Origin of the sequence: Citrobacter sp. Cpo071, from assembly GCF_030332765.1 — a bacterium.
Classification (GTDB): Bacteria; Pseudomonadota; Gammaproteobacteria; order Enterobacterales; family Enterobacteriaceae; genus Citrobacter; species Citrobacter portucalensis.
On record NZ_JAOWHE010000068.1, the window covers coordinates 169745 to 186647 of the forward strand.

The following is a 16903-nucleotide window of genomic DNA, read 5'->3' on the forward strand; positions in this document are numbered from 1 at the left end:
TCACCCGTAGCTCAAAAACCGTTAAGTTTGCGATCGCGCGCCCATTCCGCTGGGGTAAACGCCTTAATCGACACGGCATGAATGCGGTTGTCCGCAATGTACTCCATCAACGGGCCATAGACCGATTGCTGCTTCTTGACCCGGCTCATGCCTTCAAACATCTCACCCACGGCAATAACCTGAAAGTGACTGCCGTCGCCAGAAACGTGGACTTCCTGGAGGGAGAGTGCATTCATCAGCACGCTCTGAATTTCATTATTTTCCATGGGCTCTTCATTCGTCAGATAGTGAAAACAGCCCAACATCTTAGAGCAAAGTGGCGCTGTCATAAATAAGCAAAAAGCCTCGCTGATAAATCAGACAAGGCTTTAGTGGCAGATCCCCCTCAGGGGTTTTGCCGGATAGCGGCACAAGACCTTATCCGGCCTGGAAAAATTAACGCGGAAGGACGTCGTCAGGCAGATTGTAAAGCTGCGCCAGCGTGTACACTTTATCGTTAACACCAGTGAGCGAAACGCTGTTTCCCTGCTGCTTGCCCTGATTAATCAGATGCAACAGTAACGCCAGACCGCCGGTATCTACCCGGGATACCTGGTTCAGGTCGATGCAGGATACCCCTTTCATCGCCTCAATTCGCGCATCCCATAATGGGTTTAACACGTCCTGATCCAGCTCCCCCACCAGCACCAGCTTGTCGCCTTCACGCGTCCAGGTGAGTGACTGCGTCATTATTTTTTCTCTTCCAGAGTGATTTTCTGCTGAGCAATAGATTTCAGCTGCGCCGTCAGGCCATCAATACCTTTGGTACGCAGCAGGTCGCTCCACTCATTTTGTTTGGTGGTGATCATACTTACGCCTTCAGCAATCATGTCATAAGCCTGCCAGTTACCGGTCTGGGAGTTTTTACGCCACTGGAAATCCAAACGTACCGGAGGGCGACCGTTTGGATCGATGATGGTTACGCGGATAGGCACGATGGTCGCATCACCCAGCGGTTGCTCTGGTGCAATTTCATAAGTCTGGCCATGGTACATCGCCAGAGCCTGGCCGTAGGCCTGCTTCAGATATTCACGGAATGCGGCAAAATAGGCTTCACGCTGAGCAGGGGTCGCATCTTTGTAGTAGCGACCCAGTACCAGCGCACCCGCATATTTAACCTGCACGTATGGCAATAGTTCCTGATCGACAACCTGACGCAGGTAATCCGGGTTTGCGCGGATTTTAGGTTGTTCATTCTTCAGACGGTCAAATGTCTTCTGCGCCGCCTCATTCATCTGTTTGTACGGGTTCGTTTGGTCGGCTGCAGTTGCTGCGCTAAGCGGGGCAATCACCAGCATAGCCACCATCATCAATCGTTTAAACATACGTCGATTCTCCTGAGATTATTTCGTTGCGCCCGCAGGCGTAGTGGCTTCATTATTGCCGTCAGTTGCGGCTGGCGCATCGCCAGAATTCTTATTGTCATCACCTTTACTGTTGCTGTTGTAAAGGAACTGACCAATCATATCTTCCAGCACCATCGCGGATTTCGTGTCCTGAATCGTACCGCCATCTTTGAGGATAGACGTTCCCAGCTCAGGATCTTCAAAACCCACATTCAATGCCAGATACTGTTCGCCCAGCAGACCGGAAGTACGGATGCTCAGAGAACTGGTGTCAGGAATATGGTTAAAACGCGATTCGATTTCCAGCGTCACGCGCGGCAGGTACGTTTTCGGATCTAACGAGATGTCCGATACGCGTCCAACTACCACTCCGCCAATCCGCACCGGAGAACGCTCTCTCAGGCCGCCAATATTATCAAAGGTCGCATAAATCGTGTAAGTCGGCTCAGTACGCATTGAGGTAACGTTCGCCGCCTTCAGGCAAACAAACAGCGCTGCCAGCAGCGCAACCAGCAGGAATAACCCGACCCAAATTTCATTCTTTTTCGTTTGCATGAACTCAATTCCCAAACATCAGTGCGGTCAGCACAAAATCCAGCCCCAGAACGGCAAGAGAGGCGTGCACAACGGTGCGTGTCGTTGCCCGGCTAATCCCGGCAGAGGTCGGGATCGCATCATAACCATTGAACAATGCAATCCAGGTGACCGTAATGGCGAACACCACGCTCTTAATCAGACAGTTAACCAGGTCCAGACGCCAGTCGACGGCATTTTGCATAGCCGACCAGAAGAAGCCTGCATCAATACCCTTCCAGCTTACGCCAACCAGTGAACCACCCCAGATACCCACTGCGACAAAAATAATCGTCAGCAGCGGCAATGAAATGACGCCAGCCCAAAAACGTGGGGAAATCACCCGGCGCAGTGGATCGACGGCCATCATCTCCAGACTGGAAAGCTGTTCGGTCGCCCGCATCAGGCCAATTTCTGCGGTTAAGGCCGACCCGGCCCGCCCGGCAAACAGCAGCGCCGCAACAACCGGTCCCAACTCACGTAACAATGACAGTGCCACCAGCATACCGAGGCTGGTTTCCGCGCTGTAGGTGGTCAGCACCAGGTATCCCTGCAACCCCAGCACCATACCGATGAACACGCCAGAAACAATAATGATCAGCATCGATAAGACACCGACATTATAGAGCTGGCGTATCAGCAGCGGCGCATGTTTGCGAAACTCCGGCTTGCCGACAACCGCATTGAACAACATTAATCCGGCTCGCCCGAACGTCCTGAGGGTTTTTATTCCCCGATGTCCGAGTGATGCCAGCGCATTTAACAACATGGGTGGCTTAACTCCCTGTTTTGAGTAAATCGATGTGGTAGTCGCCCGCCGGGTAACGGAACGGAACCGGTCCATCGGCAATGCCGTCCAGGAACTGGCGTACGCGCGGATCGGCATTTTCTTGTAGTGCCTGAGCACTACCGTAGGCCACTATTTTTTTGTCCGCCATTATATAGGCGTAATCCGCAATACTCAGTACCTCAGGCACATCATGGGATACCACCACACAGGTGACGCCCAGCGCGCTGTTCAGTTCTGAAATCAGCTTCACCAGAACGCCCATGGTGATGGGATCCTGGCCGACGAACGGCTCATCAAACATGATGAGGTCTGGCTCCAGCGCGATAGCACGTGCTAACGCGGCGCGACGCGCCATCCCACCGGATAATTCAGAAGGCATTAATTTGGCCGCACCCCGCAGGCCGACGGCCTCGAGCTTCATCATCACCGTGCTCTTCAGCAACGGCGCTGGCAACGTCGTATGCTCGCGCAGAGGGTACGCGACGTTGTCAAACACATTCATGTCGGTAAATAGCGCACCAGACTGAAACAGCATACTCATGCGCTTTCTCACGGTAAATAAACGCGAACGGGACATGGCCGGGACGTTCTCACCGTCAAACAGGATCTCGCCCTTATCCGGGGGGATCTGTCCGCCAATCAGACGCAACAGCGTCGTTTTGCCGATGCCTGATGGCCCCATGATCGCCGTCACCTTACCGCGCGGTACCGTCAGGGAAATATTATCAAAGATGCAGCGGTCACCCCGGGAAAAGCTGACATCGCGCATATCGACTAGATTCGCCACAGACTGCCCCATTGATTCATCCTTTACTATTGCCTCGTTGATCGAAGAGTTTGGCGCTCAATTCAGCCATGAACTCAACATATTTACAGATTATTGCCTGTCCTGGTTAGCGAAAGCTGGCATTTGTTTTACTTTTTAGCCGCATAAAGTCAAAATTAAGACTTCGTTACGGCTTCCAGAAGATCCTTCAAGTGGACCGGCGAGTATACCTGAAGAAAGGACTTTAGATGCTTTTAGCGACGGCGCTGTTAATAATTGGTTTACTTCTGGTGGTCTACGGTGCCGACCGTCTGGTATTTGCCGCATCCATTTTATGTCGAAATTTCGGTATTCCTCCCATTATCATTGGAATGACCGTGGTCAGCATGGGTACGTCGTTACCCGAGATAATTGTCTCCATTGCCGCATCGATGAATGGGCAACTCGATCTGGCTGTCGGGACCGCCATAGGTTCTAACATCACCAACATTCTGCTTATTTTAGGCCTGTCGGCGCTGATTCATCCTTTTACCGTGCATTCTGATGTTCTGCGTCGTGAATTACCGCTAATGTTGCTGGTAAGTATTTTAGCTGCATCCGTCCTGTATGACGGGCAGTTAAGCCGCAGCGACGGTTTCTTTCTTCTGCTTCTGGCCGTGCTATGGCTGCTATTCATTGTTAAAATCGCCCGTCTGGCCGAGCGACAAGGCAATGACAGCCTGACACGTGAGCAGATAGCTGAGCTGCCGCGCGAAGGCGGATTGCCAGTCGCATTTTTGTGGTTGGGCATTGCGCTGATTATCATGCCAATGGCAACACGTATGGTGGTGGACAACGCGACCGTACTGGCGAACTATTTCGCCATGAGCGAACTTACTATCGGGCTGACAGTGGTCGCCATTGGTACCAGCCTGCCGGAGCTGGCAACAGCGATTGCGGGTCTGCGTAAAGGTGAAAACGATATTGCCGTCGGTAACATTATCGGCGCAAACATTTTTAATATCGTTATCGTCCTCGGGCTACCGGCGCTGATTACGCCGGGTGAAGTCAATCCGATGGCCTTCACCCGTGACTATAGCGTTATGCTGCTGGTGAGCGTGATTTTTGCACTACTCTGCTGGCGACGTCCTCGCCAGATTGGTCGCGGCGCAGGTGCGCTGCTGACCGGCGGTTTTATCATATGGCTGGCGATGCTGTATTGGTTATCGCCACTTCTCGTTGGATAACTGGAAACGCATTATGTCGCACTTAGAGTTGCAACCGGGTTTTGACTTTCAGCAAGCAGGCAAGGAAGTCCTGGCAATTGAACGTGAAGGCCTGGCGGAGCTTGATCAGTACATCAACCAAAATTTTACCCTCGCATGCGAGAAAATATTCAGCTGCCCGGGCAAAGTGGTGGTGATGGGAATGGGGAAATCCGGCCATATCGGGCGGAAAATGGCAGCCACATTTGCCAGCACCGGCACCCCCTCATTTTTTGTACACCCAGGCGAAGCCGCACATGGCGATCTGGGTATGGTCTCGCCGCAGGATGTGGTCATCGCCATCTCTAACTCCGGTGAATCCAATGAGATAGCGGCGCTGATCCCGGTATTAAAACGTCTTCATGTACCGCTTATCTGCATGACCGGTCGTCCTGAAAGCAGTATGGCGCGTGCGGCAGATGTGCATCTGTGTGTTAAAGTGCCCAAGGAAGCTTGTCCGTTAGGTCTGGCACCGACCAGCAGTACGACAGCAACACTGGTGATGGGCGATGCCCTAGCGGTGGCATTATTAAAAGCGCGCGGCTTTACCGCGGAAGATTTTGCGTTGTCTCATCCCGGTGGCGCACTGGGCCGTAAGCTTTTACTGCGCGTTAACGATATTATGCATACGGGCGACGAGATCCCGCATGTGACCAAAAACGCCAGCCTGCGTGATGCCTTAATTGAGATCACGCGTAAAAATCTCGGCATGACCGTCATTTGCGATGATGCCATGAAGATTGACGGTATTTTCACCGATGGCGATTTACGTCGTGTCTTCGATATGGGCGTTGATGTACGCCAGTTAGGCATTGCCGATGTGATGACCCCTGGAGGCATTCGCGTGCGTCCGGGTATTCTTGCCGTCGATGCCCTGAACTTAATGCAGTCCCGCCATATCACCTCGGTAATGGTTGCTGATGGCGACCAATTACTCGGTGTGTTACATATGCATGATCTGCTGCGTGCAGGTGTAGTGTAAGAAACTCAAGGATAACGAAAATGAGTAAAGCAGGTGCGTCGCTTGCGACCTGTTATGGACCCGTCAGCGCAGACGTTATCACCCGGGCAGAAAACATCCGTTTGCTGATCCTGGATGTGGATGGCGTACTGTCTGATGGTCTGATTTATATGGGCAACAACGGTGAAGAGCTGAAGGCTTTTAACGTCCGTGATGGTTACGGAATTCGCTGTGCGCTCACTTCCGGTATTGAGGTTGCCATTATTACCGGACGAAAGGCTAAACTTGTAGAAGATCGCTGTGCCACTTTGGGGATCACCCACCTGTATCAGGGGCAGTCAGACAAACTGGTTGCCTTTGGCGATCTCCTTAGCAAACTGGCGATCGCGCCGGAGAATGTCGCCTACGTTGGCGATGACCTGATCGACTGGCCGGTGATGGCTAAAGTGGGATTAAGCGTCGCGGTGGCAGATGCCCACCCTTTGCTGATCCCGCGAGCTGATTATGTCACCCACATTGATGGGGGACGTGGCGCTGTGCGTGAAGTCTGCGATTTATTACTCCTGGCGCAGGGCAAACTGGACGAGGCCAAAGGGCAATCGATATGAGCAAAACCAGACGTTGGGTTATCATTCTACTGTCGCTGGCTGTCCTTGTGATGATTGGTATTAATCTGGCAGACAAAGATGACACCACTCAGGTCGTCGTCAATAACAACGAGCCAACCTATAAGAGCGAACATACTGATACCGTCGTGTATAGTCCGGAAGGCGCGCTGAGCTATCACTTGATCGCACAACACGTTGAATATTATTCGGAACAAGCGGTTTCGTGGTTTACTCAACCGGTATTAACCACGTTTGATAAGGATAAAGTACCGACCTGGACGATCAAGGCCGACAAAGCCAAATTGACCAACGATCGGATGCTGTATCTGTACGGCCATGTTGAGGTTAACGCCCTGGTGCCTGACTCTCAACTACGCAGAATTACGACCGATAACGCGCAGATTAACCTGGTGACACAAGACGTCACTTCCGATGATCTGGTGACGTTGTATGGCACAACATTTAACTCCAGCGGACTGAAGATGCGCGGCAACTTACGCAGCAAGAACGCCGAGCTGATTGAAAAGGTTAGAACCTCATATGAAATCCAAAACAAACAAACTCAGCCTTAATCTTGTACTTGCCAGCTCACTTCTGGCCGCCAGCATCCCGGCATTGGCCGTCACCGGCGATACCGAGCAGCCGATTCACATTGAGTCGGACCAGCAGTCCCTGGATATGCAGGGCAACGTGGTGACGTTTACTGGTAACGTGATTGTGACTCAGGGCACCATCAAAATTAACGCCGATAAAGTCGTCGTGACCCGCCCTGGCGGTGAAGACGGTAAAGAAGTGATTGATGGTTACGGTGATCCCGCCACCTTTTACCAGATGCAGGACAACGGTAAGCCGGTGAAAGGCCGCGCCTCACACATGCACTATGAACTGGCGAAAGACTTTGTCGTTCTCACCGGCAAGGCATATCTGGAACAACTCGATAGCAACATCACGGGCGATAAGATCACTTATCTGGTAAAAGAGCAGAAAATGCAGGCCTTCAGCGATAAAGGCAAACGCGTCACCACCGTTCTGGTTCCGTCGCAGTTGCAGGACAAAAACAAGGCTCCGGCAGAGAAAAAAGGTAACTGATTCGTTATGGCAACATTAACTGCAAAGAACCTTGCAAAAGCCTATAAAGGCCGTCGTGTGGTTGAAGATGTCAGTCTGACCGTCAACTCCGGGGAGATTGTCGGTCTGCTCGGTCCTAACGGTGCAGGCAAGACAACAACCTTTTACATGGTAGTCGGCATTGTCCCGCGCGATGCGGGCAACATTATCATTGATGACGAAGACATCAGTCTGCTGCCTCTGCATGCGCGCGCGCGTCGCGGCATCGGCTACTTACCGCAGGAAGCGTCGATTTTCCGTCGCCTGAGCGTGTTTGATAACCTGATGGCGGTACTGCAAATTCGTGACGATCTGACCAGCGAGCAGCGGGAAGATCGCGCCAACGAACTGATGGAAGAATTCCACATCGAGCACCTGCGCGACAGCTTAGGTCAGTCGCTCTCCGGTGGTGAACGACGCCGCGTGGAGATCGCTCGCGCACTGGCCGCTAATCCGAAATTTATCCTGCTGGATGAACCGTTTGCCGGTGTTGACCCGATTTCTGTTATTGATATTAAACGGATCATCGAACACCTGCGCGACAGCGGCCTTGGCGTGCTGATTACCGACCATAACGTCCGCGAAACGCTGGCAGTGTGTGAGCGCGCCTATATCGTAAGTCAGGGGCACCTGATCGCGCACGGCACGCCAACAGAAATACTGCAGGATGAGCACGTTAAGCGCGTATACCTTGGGGAAGACTTCAGACTCTGATAGGGTAGAAGACTTCACGTCACTGCAGGAGAAAACAACTCTGAACATGAAGCAAGGTTTGCAACTCAGGCTTAGCCAACAACTGGCGATGACGCCTCAGCTACAACAGGCTATCCGTCTGTTGCAGCTGTCCACGCTGGAACTTCAGCAAGAACTTCAGCAAGCGCTGGAAAGTAACCCACTGCTCGAGCAAACCGATCTTCACGACGAAATTGATACCCAGGAAAAACAGGACAGCGAAACCCTCGACACCGCAGATGCACTCGAACAAAAAGAGATGCCTGAGGAGTTGCCGCTTGACGCCAGTTGGGATGAAATTTACACCGCCGGGACGCCTTCGGGCACCAGCGGAGATTACATCGACGACGAGCTGCCTGTGTATCAGGGTGAGACCACGCAATCACTACAGGATTACCTGATGTGGCAAGTGGAACTGACCCCGTTCTCGGATACCGATCGCGCCATTGCGACATCCATTGTAGATGCGGTAGACGAAACCGGTTATCTCACCGTGACCCTGGACGATATTCTCGAAAGCATGGGCGATGACGACGTCGGTATGGACGAAATCGAAGCTGTGCTTAAACGCGTTCAGCGCTTTGATCCCGTTGGCGTGGCCGCCAAAGATCTCCGCGACTGCTTACTGATCCAACTTTCGCAGTTTGATAAAGCCACGCCGTGGCTGGAAGAAGCGCGCCTGATCATCAGCGATCACCTCGATCTGTTAGCCAACCATGACTTCCGCACCCTGATGCGCGTGACCCGGCTGAAAGAAGACGTGCTGAAAGAAGCCGTCAATCTTATTCAGTCGCTGGATCCAAGACCTGGGCAATCGATCCAGACCGGCGAGCCGGAGTACGTCATTCCGGATGTGCTGGTGCGTAAGCATAACGATCGTTGGGTGGTCGAACTCAACGGCGACAGCATTCCGCGCTTACAGATTAACCAGCACTACGCCGCCATGTGCAATAGCGCGCGCAACGATGCCGACAGCCAGTTTATTCGTAGCAATCTGCAAGATGCGAAGTGGCTGATTAAAAGCCTGGAAAGCCGCAATGATACGTTGCTGCGCGTCAGCCGCTGCATCGTTGAGCAGCAGCAAGCTTTCTTTGAGCAAGGCGAAGAGTTTATGAAACCGATGGTGCTGGCGGATATAGCCCAGGCCGTCGAGATGCACGAATCGACCATTTCCCGTGTGACCACGCAAAAGTATCTGCACAGTCCGCGCGGCATTTTTGAATTGAAGTATTTCTTTTCCAGTCACGTTAACACTGAAGGCGGAGGTGAAGCCTCATCCACAGCTATCCGTGCGCTGGTGAAGAAATTAATTGCTGCGGAAAACCCCGCGAAACCGCTGAGTGACAGCAAGTTAACCTCTATGCTGTCAGAACAGGGTATCATGGTGGCACGCCGCACCGTTGCGAAGTACCGAGAGTCTTTATCCATTCCGCCGTCTAACCAGCGCAAACAGCTGGTGTGACCCAACCGATAAGGAAGACACTATGCAGCTCAACATCACTGGAAACAACGTCGAAATCACCGAAGCCCTGCGCGATTTTGTGAATACAAAATTTGCCAAGCTCGAACAATATTTCGACCGGATTAATCAGGTCTATATTGTGTTGAAAGTGGAGAAGGTTACACATATCTCGGATGCAACACTGCATGTGAACGGTGGCGAAATTCATGCCAGCGCGGAAGGTCAGGATATGTACGCCGCCATTGACGGTTTAATTGATAAACTGGCTCGGCAGTTAACAAAACATAAAGATAAACTGAAACAGCACTAACTTGTCCGGGCAGTTAGCGGGTGCAGGACGGCCTGTTGTGTAGCACAACGGGCCATTTGTACAGTTAGCGCTTAGGTGAAATTATGACAAATAACGATACGACTCTACAACTGAGCACTGTTCTTAACCAGGAATGTACACGCGCAGGCGTTCACTGCCAAAGCAAGAAACGCGCACTGGAAATCATCAGCGAACTTGCGGCAAAACAGCTTAGCTTGCCTGCTCAGGTGGTATTTGAAGCCATTCTGACGCGTGAAAAAATGGGCAGTACCGGCATCGGTAATGGTATTGCTATCCCGCACGGAAAGCTGGAAGAAGACACGATGCGCGCGGTTGGTGTGTTTGTTCAACTCGAAACACCCATCGCCTTCGACGCCATTGATAATCAACCTGTCGATCTGCTTTTCGCTCTGCTGGTCCCGGCAGACCAAACCAAGACGCATTTGCATACGTTGTCACTGGTCGCAAAACGTCTGGCAGATAAAACCATCTGTCGTCGCCTGCGCGCCGCGCAGAGTGACCAGGAGTTGTATCAAATCATCACGGACACCGAAGGTGGACAGGATGAAGCATAACAACCCAATGGCATCCTTTTTTGTCGTTGTGAGGAGAAACAGTACATGGTACTGATGATCGTCAGCGGCCGTTCAGGGTCAGGTAAATCTGTCGCCCTGCGTGCGCTGGAAGATATGGGTTTTTACTGCGTGGATAACCTTCCCGTAGTGCTGTTGCCCGATCTGGCTCGTACACTGGCCGATCGCCAGATTTCTGCGGCCGTCAGCATTGATGTGCGCAACATGCCTGAGTCCCCGGAAATTTTTGAGCAGGCAATGAATAATCTGCCCGAGGGTTTCTCACCACAGCTGCTGTTCCTTGATGCAGACCGTAACACGCTGATTCGTCGCTACAGCGACACGCGCCGTTTACACCCGCTCTCCAGCAAGAACTTGTCTCTGGAAAGCGCTATCGATAAGGAAAGCGATTTGCTGGAGCCACTGCGCTCTCGCGCTGACCTGATCGTTGATACCTCCGAAATGTCCGTACACGAACTGGCGGAAATGTTACGTACCCGACTGCTGGGTAAACGTGAACGTGAATTGACGATGGTATTCGAATCCTTTGGTTTCAAACACGGTATCCCGATTGATGCGGATTACGTCTTTGACGTGCGCTTTCTGCCTAACCCACACTGGGATCCGAAGCTGCGCCCAATGACCGGTCTTGACCGCCCCGTCGCCGCATTCCTCGACAGGCACACAGAAGTACACAATTTTATCTACCAGACTCGCAGCTATCTTGAGCTATGGTTACCCATGCTGGAGACCAACAACCGTAGCTACCTTACCGTAGCCATCGGCTGTACCGGCGGGAAACACCGTTCGGTGTATATTGCAGAGCAGCTGGCAGACTACTTCCGCTCACGCGGTAAAAACGTGCAGTCACGCCATCGTACGCTGGAAAAACGTAAATCATGACCGTGAAGCAAACCGTTGAAATCACCAATAAGCTGGGCATGCATGCCCGCCCAGCGATGAAACTGTTTGAATTGATGCAGGGTTTCGAAGCAGAAGTTTTGCTGCGCAATGATGAAGGAACGGAAGCCGAGGCCAACAGCGTTATCGCTCTGCTGATGCTGGATTCAGCCAAAGGGCGTCAGATAGAAGTCGAAGCCACGGGACCACAGGAAGTAGAAGCCCTGGCCGCAGTGATTGCCCTGTTTAATTCAGGGTTTGATGAAGATTAATCGAGTACACAGAACGTAGCCAGTAGGCCGGATAAGGCGTTTACGCCGCATCCGGCAATAACTACGCTAATACAGCTTATTTTCCCGCATAAACGACTCACCACCTAACTGGCGCATTTGGCGCATAATCCAGGCCTGGCGGTTACGCACATAACCAGAAGGCGCATTCGCCTTAAAACGCAAAGGATTGGGCAATACTGCCGCCAGCAAGGCCGCTTCAGACAGGCTCAACCGACTGGCCGGTTTATGAAAATACCGTTGCGCCGCCGCCTCCACGCCAAATATCCCATCGCCAAACTCGGCGATATTCAAATAGACGGTCAGAATACGTTTCTTACTCCAGACGGTTTCCATGCCCAGCGTTAGCCCGGCTTCGAGACCTTTACGCACCCAGCTACGTCCATCCCACAAAAAGAGGTTTTTCGCCGTCTGTTGCGATAACGTCGACGCCCCGCGAATGCGGTTTTCATTGCGTTCATTGTGCGCCAGCGCTTTCTCTATGGCGGTGACGTCAAACCCCCAGTGGTCTGGAAACTTCTGGTCCTCTGCAGCAATCACCGCCAGTCCCATCCACGGTGAGATCTCATCCATACTCACCCAGTCCGAGTGCGCCACATAGCCGAAATCACCGGACAGCCATGCGCCCAGCTGTCGCTCGACCATTACCGCCGAGAAAGGCACAGGCATCACGCTGAAAAGTGCGATGCCCCCGCCCCAGAATACGGCGAGGACAACCACCACCCGCAGAAAAATACGTCGCAGAAAGGCGGTTACTCCTTTTCTCATTCAGTCAGCACCAGCACACGCGATACCAGTTTATCGATGCCACTCGCAGCCTGAGCGATGTCCTGCGCCAGCATATAGGCAGGCGTGGTGACGATTTTGTTGTCTTCATCGACGACAATGTCATCAACCGGACAAGGCACATGCTCAGCGCCCATCTCTTCCAGCACCTCTGCCGTGTCGATATCAGTGCCGATGGTCAGACGCAGCGGGAAGTCAAAAATTTTAGGTAACATGGCAGGCGCAATGCACATAAACCCCAACGGCTTACCCGCCTGATGCATGGCCACCGCCAGCGCGGCTAAATCGCTGTCAACCCGGCATTCGCTGCCCTGACTGGCAAAATTGCTCAGATTTTTGGCCGCACCAAACCCACCCGGCACGATCAACGCATCCAGTTCCGATGAGACTGCCTGCGCAAGTGGGCGAATATCGCCACGTGTGATACGCGCGGCTTCAATCAGCACATTGCGAGTTTCCAGCATCGACTCGCCGGTCAGATGATTAATCACATCCGCTTGTTGTTTATCTGGTGCGAAACAGACAGCCTGAGCGCCGTTGCGGGTAATGGCCAGAAGCGTGAGAACAGTTTCATGGATCTCTGCACCGTCATACACGCCGCATCCGCTGAGCACTACACCCACTTTTTTCATCGCGATACTCCTTTTCTAAGCTGGCTGAAACATATTAGTTATTATGATTTAAATGCTACGCTTCACACATTTAACTGATTCATGTAACAAATTATTTAAGATTTGCTATCTTAACTGCGTGCAGCCTGAAAATTAGGGCTGCGCCCTTGTAAACAATGATAATAATTTACGGCGCAGCCACGATTTCCCTGGTGTTGGCGCAGTATTCGCGCACCCCGGTCAAGCCGGGGTCATTTTTTTTCCACACTCGCCACCCAGGCTTTTAATACTGCCACGTCGTGCTGCCACTCCTGCTTCATCTCTTCAATCCATTCAGCAACGTTATCTTCCCAGGCAGGAAGATCCGGCGACTGGATTTGCTGACCTAGCTGTTGCAGGTGACGCAGCCCCACTGAACCTGCTGCGCCTTTAATTTTATGGCCTTCCTCAACAACACCTTTTTTATCCCGTGCCGTCAGGTTGGACTCCAGCACGCTCAAATATCCCGGCATCATCTTCTCAAACACCGCCAGCCCGTCGGTAATTAACTTCGGTCCCACCAGCTCGAGGTATTGTTCCAACATAGGAATATCTAACAGCGCTTGCGATTTACTGCTTTCTTCAGATGTCACAGTGCTCTCCTCTTCGTTTCGGGTATCCCAGTATTTTTTGATCATGGCGGTTAGCGCCGGAACCGACAGCGGCTTACTCAGCACGTCGTCCATGCCTGCGTCCAGATACTCTTTTTTATCTTTCAGTACGTTGGCGGTGAGTGCAACCAGCGGTGGCAGATCTTCACGGGCATATTTTTGCGTGAGCTCCCGCGAGATATCCAGACCGGTCATATCCGGTAGCTGAATATCCAGCAGCACCAGGTCATATTCACCCGGCGTAAACATTTCCAGCGCGGCTTTCCCGGTCATCGCGACATCCACGCTGTTGCCTAATTTTTCCAGCACGGAGCGCGCAACAATAACGTTCAGCTCAATGTCTTCTACCAGCAGCACATTCAGGGCTGGCAGCGGCATTTCATCGTCTTCAAAAGCATCTTCAATCTCTTCCGCTACCGCAGGGGCATGCACGGTTAGCGTAAAGATGGACCCTTTTCCTGCCTGGCTGGAAACCGTAATGTCACCGCCCATGTTTTTCGCCAGACGCTTCGACACGGCCAAACCAATCCCTGTCCCCGTTGCCGGTTTACCGCCGTTACTGTCCTTCACCTGATAATACATAGCGAAGATTTTATCCTGCTCATCCTGCGGAATGCCGATGCCAGAATCTTCAACTTCGAAATGCAGCATATTCCCCTGGTCATAGCGCGCCCGCACGGTCACCTGCCCCTGCTGGGTAAACTTCACGGCGTTGCTGATCAGATTCCACAGGATCTGACGCAGACGCGTTCCGTCGGTAATGACCTTATGCGGCAGCGGTAACGTCGGCTCAAGCACAAAACGCAGCCCCTTTTGCTGCGCCTGTAGGCCAGAGAGGTTTTCCAGATCCGCCATAAAACTGGTGAAATCGATCGGCTGGTTATCGAGCTGGACTTTACGTCGCTCCATCTTATCCATATCGATAATATCGTTGAAAATATTCCCCAGCGTCACAGCAGAGACGTGGATTGTTTTAAGGTATTTTTCCTGCTCCGCAGTCAGATCCGTATCCAGCAGGATCCGGCTTAAGCCGACAATGCCGTTAAGCGGGGTGCGCAACTCGTGGCTGATGGTAGAAATAAAGGTGGTCTTATCGCGGCTGGCGCGCTCAAGCGCATCCTGATAACGCTTACGCTCGGTAATATCGCGCCCAAAGCCCATCAGACCATGTCGCTTACCTACGCGGTCATAGTAAGGCACTTTGCGAATTTCAAAGCAGGCTTTGCGCCCGTCCGGGTAGTCCAGCCACTGTTCGTAGGTGAGCGAAACATTATGGCGGAACACCTTCTCGTCGGTCTCAATCACCTTTTCAGCCGCTTCAGGAGAGTAAACGTCAGCCGGTTTTAAGTTCACCAGCTGCTTTTCGCTTTTGCCAGTCAGCAGCTCCATAGCACGGTTACAGCCGGAAAACTCTTTATCTTCATTGCGATAAAAAACCAGATCCGGCGAGGCATCAAGGAAAGAGCGTAAAAAGGAAGACTGTTGCTCAAGCTGGATCTGCGCCTCTTCGCGCTCTTTGATTTCAACCTTCAGTTGCTCGAATGTTTCCTGGCGCTCTGCTTCGGCTTTTTCACGCTCAACAATTTCCTGATTGAGCTGGGCAATATTATCCTTCAACTGCACATTGAGCTTCAGATCGCGCTCGCGCATCTCTTCCAGCTTTTGTACCAGTCGTGACAGGCGTTGCCGGGACTCCTCAAGTTGCTCCACCACCACAGACAAGAAATAGACGGCCCAGGGGGTAATTAACAGACCAAAAAAGATAGAACGGATGACATCAATGCTTTCTACCTGGCCATGCAGCACCATGGTGACAGCCATCTGCACCACAATTGCCAACACGACCAGAGCCAGCGCCAACAGCAGCGAAAAGCGCACCAGACCTAACTTCATCATCAGGTCGACGTAATATTGCGCCAGCATACGGATTTGCTTCATAGAGGGTTCCTTCACGACAACTTGGCACAATAATACTCAATTCTCAGCGTGACGTTGAAGATTGTGCAAGAAATGCGGAGGTTATCGGTGAAATGACCGCGGAGAGGCCATCGTAGGCCTGATAAGCAACGCGCCATCAGGCAATGTGCGCCGGGCCGCCTGATGGCGCGTTGCTTATCAGGCCTACATGACTACGGAGAGTTAGTTCTCAGGCAGCACCCATGGCGTACCGAGCGCCGAGCCTTGCACACCGTACTTGTTAAGGTACTTATCCAGTTCGACCATGCCGGTCCAGCGGTTTTCACACCATAGCGGTGCCAACAGCGTTGGGCGACGCGCGCTGGCGGAAATTCGATGATAAATCACCTCTGGCGGCGTATGACGGATCATCTCCCCGGCGGTAACCGTATAGTCGTCCAGTTCAATTCCGTTCAGCCGCCCGGCTTCCCAGGCTTTCGCCATCGTACTGCCTTTCACAATATGCAGCGGGTGCAGCTTAATACCGTCAACACCCGTCTCCACTACACGTTCCACGGTTTGCAGGCATTCTGCCTGCCCTTCTCCCGGCAGACCGACAATCAGGTGCGAGCACACTTTCAGCCCACGCTCGCGTGCCAGTCGCGTAGTGCGTTGGTAGCAGGCAAAATCATGGCCGCGGTTAATACGATGCAGGGTTTTGTCATGCGCGGTTTGCAAACCGAGTTCCAGCCATACCTCATAGCCGAGGTCTTTATACTCGCAAAGCAGATCGAGTACCGCATCCGGCACGCAGTCGGGGCGCGTCCCAACGCATAACCCGACGATACTGGCCTGGCTGACCGCCTGCTGATACATCGAACGCAGCACCTGCACTTCAGCAAAGGTGCTGGTATAGGCCTGGAAATAGGCCAGATAGCGTTTCGCGCGATTGACCAGATGCGCCTGATGCTCAAGCTGCTCGGCAATAGAATGGTGCTGCTGTGCTTCATCGGCAAACGAGGCGACATTGCAGAAAGTACATCCACCACGTCCGATGGTGCCATCACGATTTGGACAGCTAAAGCCGCCGTGAAGCGTGAGTTTATGAACCTTTTGCCCATAACGGCGAGAAAGATCCCCACCAAACATATTGACTAATTTCTGTAACTGCATAATCTGGTAGACCGCGCCTTGAAAAGAGGCCAAAGCCTGCCATTTTTTGCCCCAGTCGGCGATGACCTGGATCAATCGCCCTGGCGT

General features: G+C 52.5%; 21 protein-coding genes. 11 read left to right on the forward strand and 10 right to left on the reverse strand.

Going from position 1 to position 16903, the window contains the following annotated elements; genetic code table 11:
- Positions 1-11: 11 nt before the first annotated feature.
- The 6 genes from ibaG to mlaF form a co-directional block, all read right to left on the reverse strand.
- On the reverse strand, positions 12-266 hold the full coding sequence (ibaG, locus tag OGY09_RS05365; protein ID WP_003025040.1) for a BolA family iron metabolism protein IbaG: 255 nt from the start codon (positions 264-266) through the stop codon (positions 12-14).
- A gap of 169 nt (positions 267-435) precedes the next feature.
- Positions 436-729 (reverse strand): lipid asymmetry maintenance protein MlaB, encoded by a 294-nt coding sequence (gene mlaB / locus OGY09_RS05370; protein ID WP_003025045.1) that lies wholly within the window; start codon positions 727-729, stop codon positions 436-438.
- The gene (gene mlaC / locus OGY09_RS05375) at positions 729-1364 is read right to left on the reverse strand and encodes a phospholipid-binding protein MlaC (RefSeq protein ID WP_008785928.1); all 636 of its coding nucleotides are present in this window, start codon (positions 1362-1364) and stop codon (positions 729-731) included. Before mlaC ends, mlaB begins: the two co-directional genes overlap by 1 nt.
- 18 nt (positions 1365-1382) lie before the next feature.
- On the reverse strand, positions 1383-1940 hold the full coding sequence (mlaD, locus tag OGY09_RS05380; RefSeq protein WP_003828747.1) for an outer membrane lipid asymmetry maintenance protein MlaD: 558 nt from the start codon (positions 1938-1940) through the stop codon (positions 1383-1385).
- Positions 1941-1944: 4 nt separating this feature from the next.
- On the reverse strand, positions 1945-2727 hold the full coding sequence (gene mlaE / locus OGY09_RS05385; RefSeq protein ID WP_003025053.1) for a lipid asymmetry maintenance ABC transporter permease subunit MlaE: 783 nt from the start codon (positions 2725-2727) through the stop codon (positions 1945-1947).
- A gap of 7 nt (positions 2728-2734) precedes the next feature.
- On the reverse strand, positions 2735-3547 hold the full coding sequence (mlaF, locus tag OGY09_RS05390) for a phospholipid ABC transporter ATP-binding protein MlaF (protein WP_003828749.1): 813 nt from the start codon (positions 3545-3547) through the stop codon (positions 2735-2737).
- Positions 3548-3762: 215 nt separating this feature from the next.
- On the opposite strand from mlaF, the gene OGY09_RS05395 reads away from it, so the two are divergent.
- The 11 genes from OGY09_RS05395 to npr all read left to right on the forward strand — a co-directional run bounded on the left by OGY09_RS05395 (position 3763) and on the right by npr (position 11682).
- On the forward strand, positions 3763-4740 hold the full coding sequence (locus tag OGY09_RS05395) for a calcium/sodium antiporter (protein WP_008785929.1): 978 nt from the start codon (positions 3763-3765) through the stop codon (positions 4738-4740).
- A gap of 13 nt (positions 4741-4753) precedes the next feature.
- A complete protein-coding gene (kdsD, locus tag OGY09_RS05400; RefSeq protein WP_003025063.1) occupies positions 4754-5740 on the forward strand; it encodes an arabinose-5-phosphate isomerase KdsD in 987 nt (328 codons plus the stop codon).
- A gap of 20 nt (positions 5741-5760) precedes the next feature.
- Positions 5761-6327, forward strand: coding sequence for a 3-deoxy-manno-octulosonate-8-phosphatase KdsC (kdsC, locus tag OGY09_RS05405; RefSeq protein WP_032945113.1), 567 nt, complete (start codon positions 5761-5763; stop codon positions 6325-6327).
- A complete protein-coding gene (gene lptC, locus OGY09_RS05410; RefSeq protein ID WP_008785932.1) occupies positions 6324-6899 on the forward strand; it encodes an LPS export ABC transporter periplasmic protein LptC in 576 nt (191 codons plus the stop codon). The genes kdsC and lptC overlap by 4 nt, the downstream gene beginning before the upstream one ends.
- The gene (lptA, locus tag OGY09_RS05415) at positions 6868-7416 is read left to right on the forward strand and encodes a lipopolysaccharide ABC transporter substrate-binding protein LptA (RefSeq protein ID WP_032945118.1); all 549 of its coding nucleotides are present in this window, start codon (positions 6868-6870) and stop codon (positions 7414-7416) included. Before lptC ends, lptA begins: the two co-directional genes overlap by 32 nt.
- A 6-nt stretch (positions 7417-7422) precedes the next feature.
- A complete protein-coding gene (lptB, locus tag OGY09_RS05420; protein ID WP_003828761.1) occupies positions 7423-8148 on the forward strand; it encodes an LPS export ABC transporter ATP-binding protein in 726 nt (241 codons plus the stop codon).
- 46 nt (positions 8149-8194) lie between these two features.
- Complete coding sequence (gene rpoN / locus OGY09_RS05425; RefSeq protein WP_032945120.1) at positions 8195-9628, forward strand: RNA polymerase factor sigma-54; 1434 nt, start codon at positions 8195-8197, stop codon at positions 9626-9628.
- Between the two features lie 22 nt (positions 9629-9650).
- Positions 9651-9938, forward strand: a complete 288-nt coding sequence (hpf, locus tag OGY09_RS05430) for a ribosome hibernation promoting factor (RefSeq protein ID WP_003025078.1) — start codon at positions 9651-9653, stop codon at positions 9936-9938.
- A gap of 83 nt (positions 9939-10021) precedes the next feature.
- On the forward strand, positions 10022-10513 hold the full coding sequence (gene ptsN / locus OGY09_RS05435) for a PTS IIA-like nitrogen regulatory protein PtsN (protein ID WP_032945121.1): 492 nt from the start codon (positions 10022-10024) through the stop codon (positions 10511-10513).
- 45 nt (positions 10514-10558) lie between these two features.
- The gene (gene rapZ, locus OGY09_RS05440; RefSeq protein WP_003025085.1) at positions 10559-11413 is read left to right on the forward strand and encodes an RNase adapter RapZ; all 855 of its coding nucleotides are present in this window, start codon (positions 10559-10561) and stop codon (positions 11411-11413) included.
- Entirely contained in the window at positions 11410-11682 is a 273-nt protein-coding gene (gene npr, locus OGY09_RS05445) for a PTS phosphocarrier protein NPr (RefSeq protein WP_003828770.1), read from the forward strand. Before rapZ ends, npr begins: the two co-directional genes overlap by 4 nt.
- Before the next feature lie 66 nt (positions 11683-11748).
- Here the strand turns inward: npr and mtgA are convergent, their stop codons facing one another.
- The 4 genes from mtgA to mnmL form a co-directional block, all read right to left on the reverse strand.
- Positions 11749-12468, reverse strand: a complete 720-nt coding sequence (mtgA, locus tag OGY09_RS05450; RefSeq protein ID WP_003828772.1) for a monofunctional biosynthetic peptidoglycan transglycosylase — start codon at positions 12466-12468, stop codon at positions 11749-11751.
- A complete protein-coding gene (elbB, locus tag OGY09_RS05455; protein WP_032945124.1) occupies positions 12465-13118 on the reverse strand; it encodes an isoprenoid biosynthesis glyoxalase ElbB in 654 nt (217 codons plus the stop codon). Before elbB ends, mtgA begins: the two co-directional genes overlap by 4 nt.
- Before the next feature lie 230 nt (positions 13119-13348).
- Entirely contained in the window at positions 13349-15685 is a 2337-nt protein-coding gene (gene arcB / locus OGY09_RS05460; protein ID WP_020996355.1) for an aerobic respiration two-component sensor histidine kinase ArcB, read from the reverse strand.
- Positions 15686-15886: 201 nt separating this feature from the next.
- Positions 15887-16816: a tRNA modification radical SAM protein MnmL/YtqA gene (gene mnmL / locus OGY09_RS05465; protein ID WP_122973815.1), complete on the reverse strand. Its 930-nt coding sequence runs from the start codon at positions 16814-16816 to the stop codon at positions 15887-15889.
- Between the last annotated feature and the right edge of the window lie 87 nt (positions 16817-16903).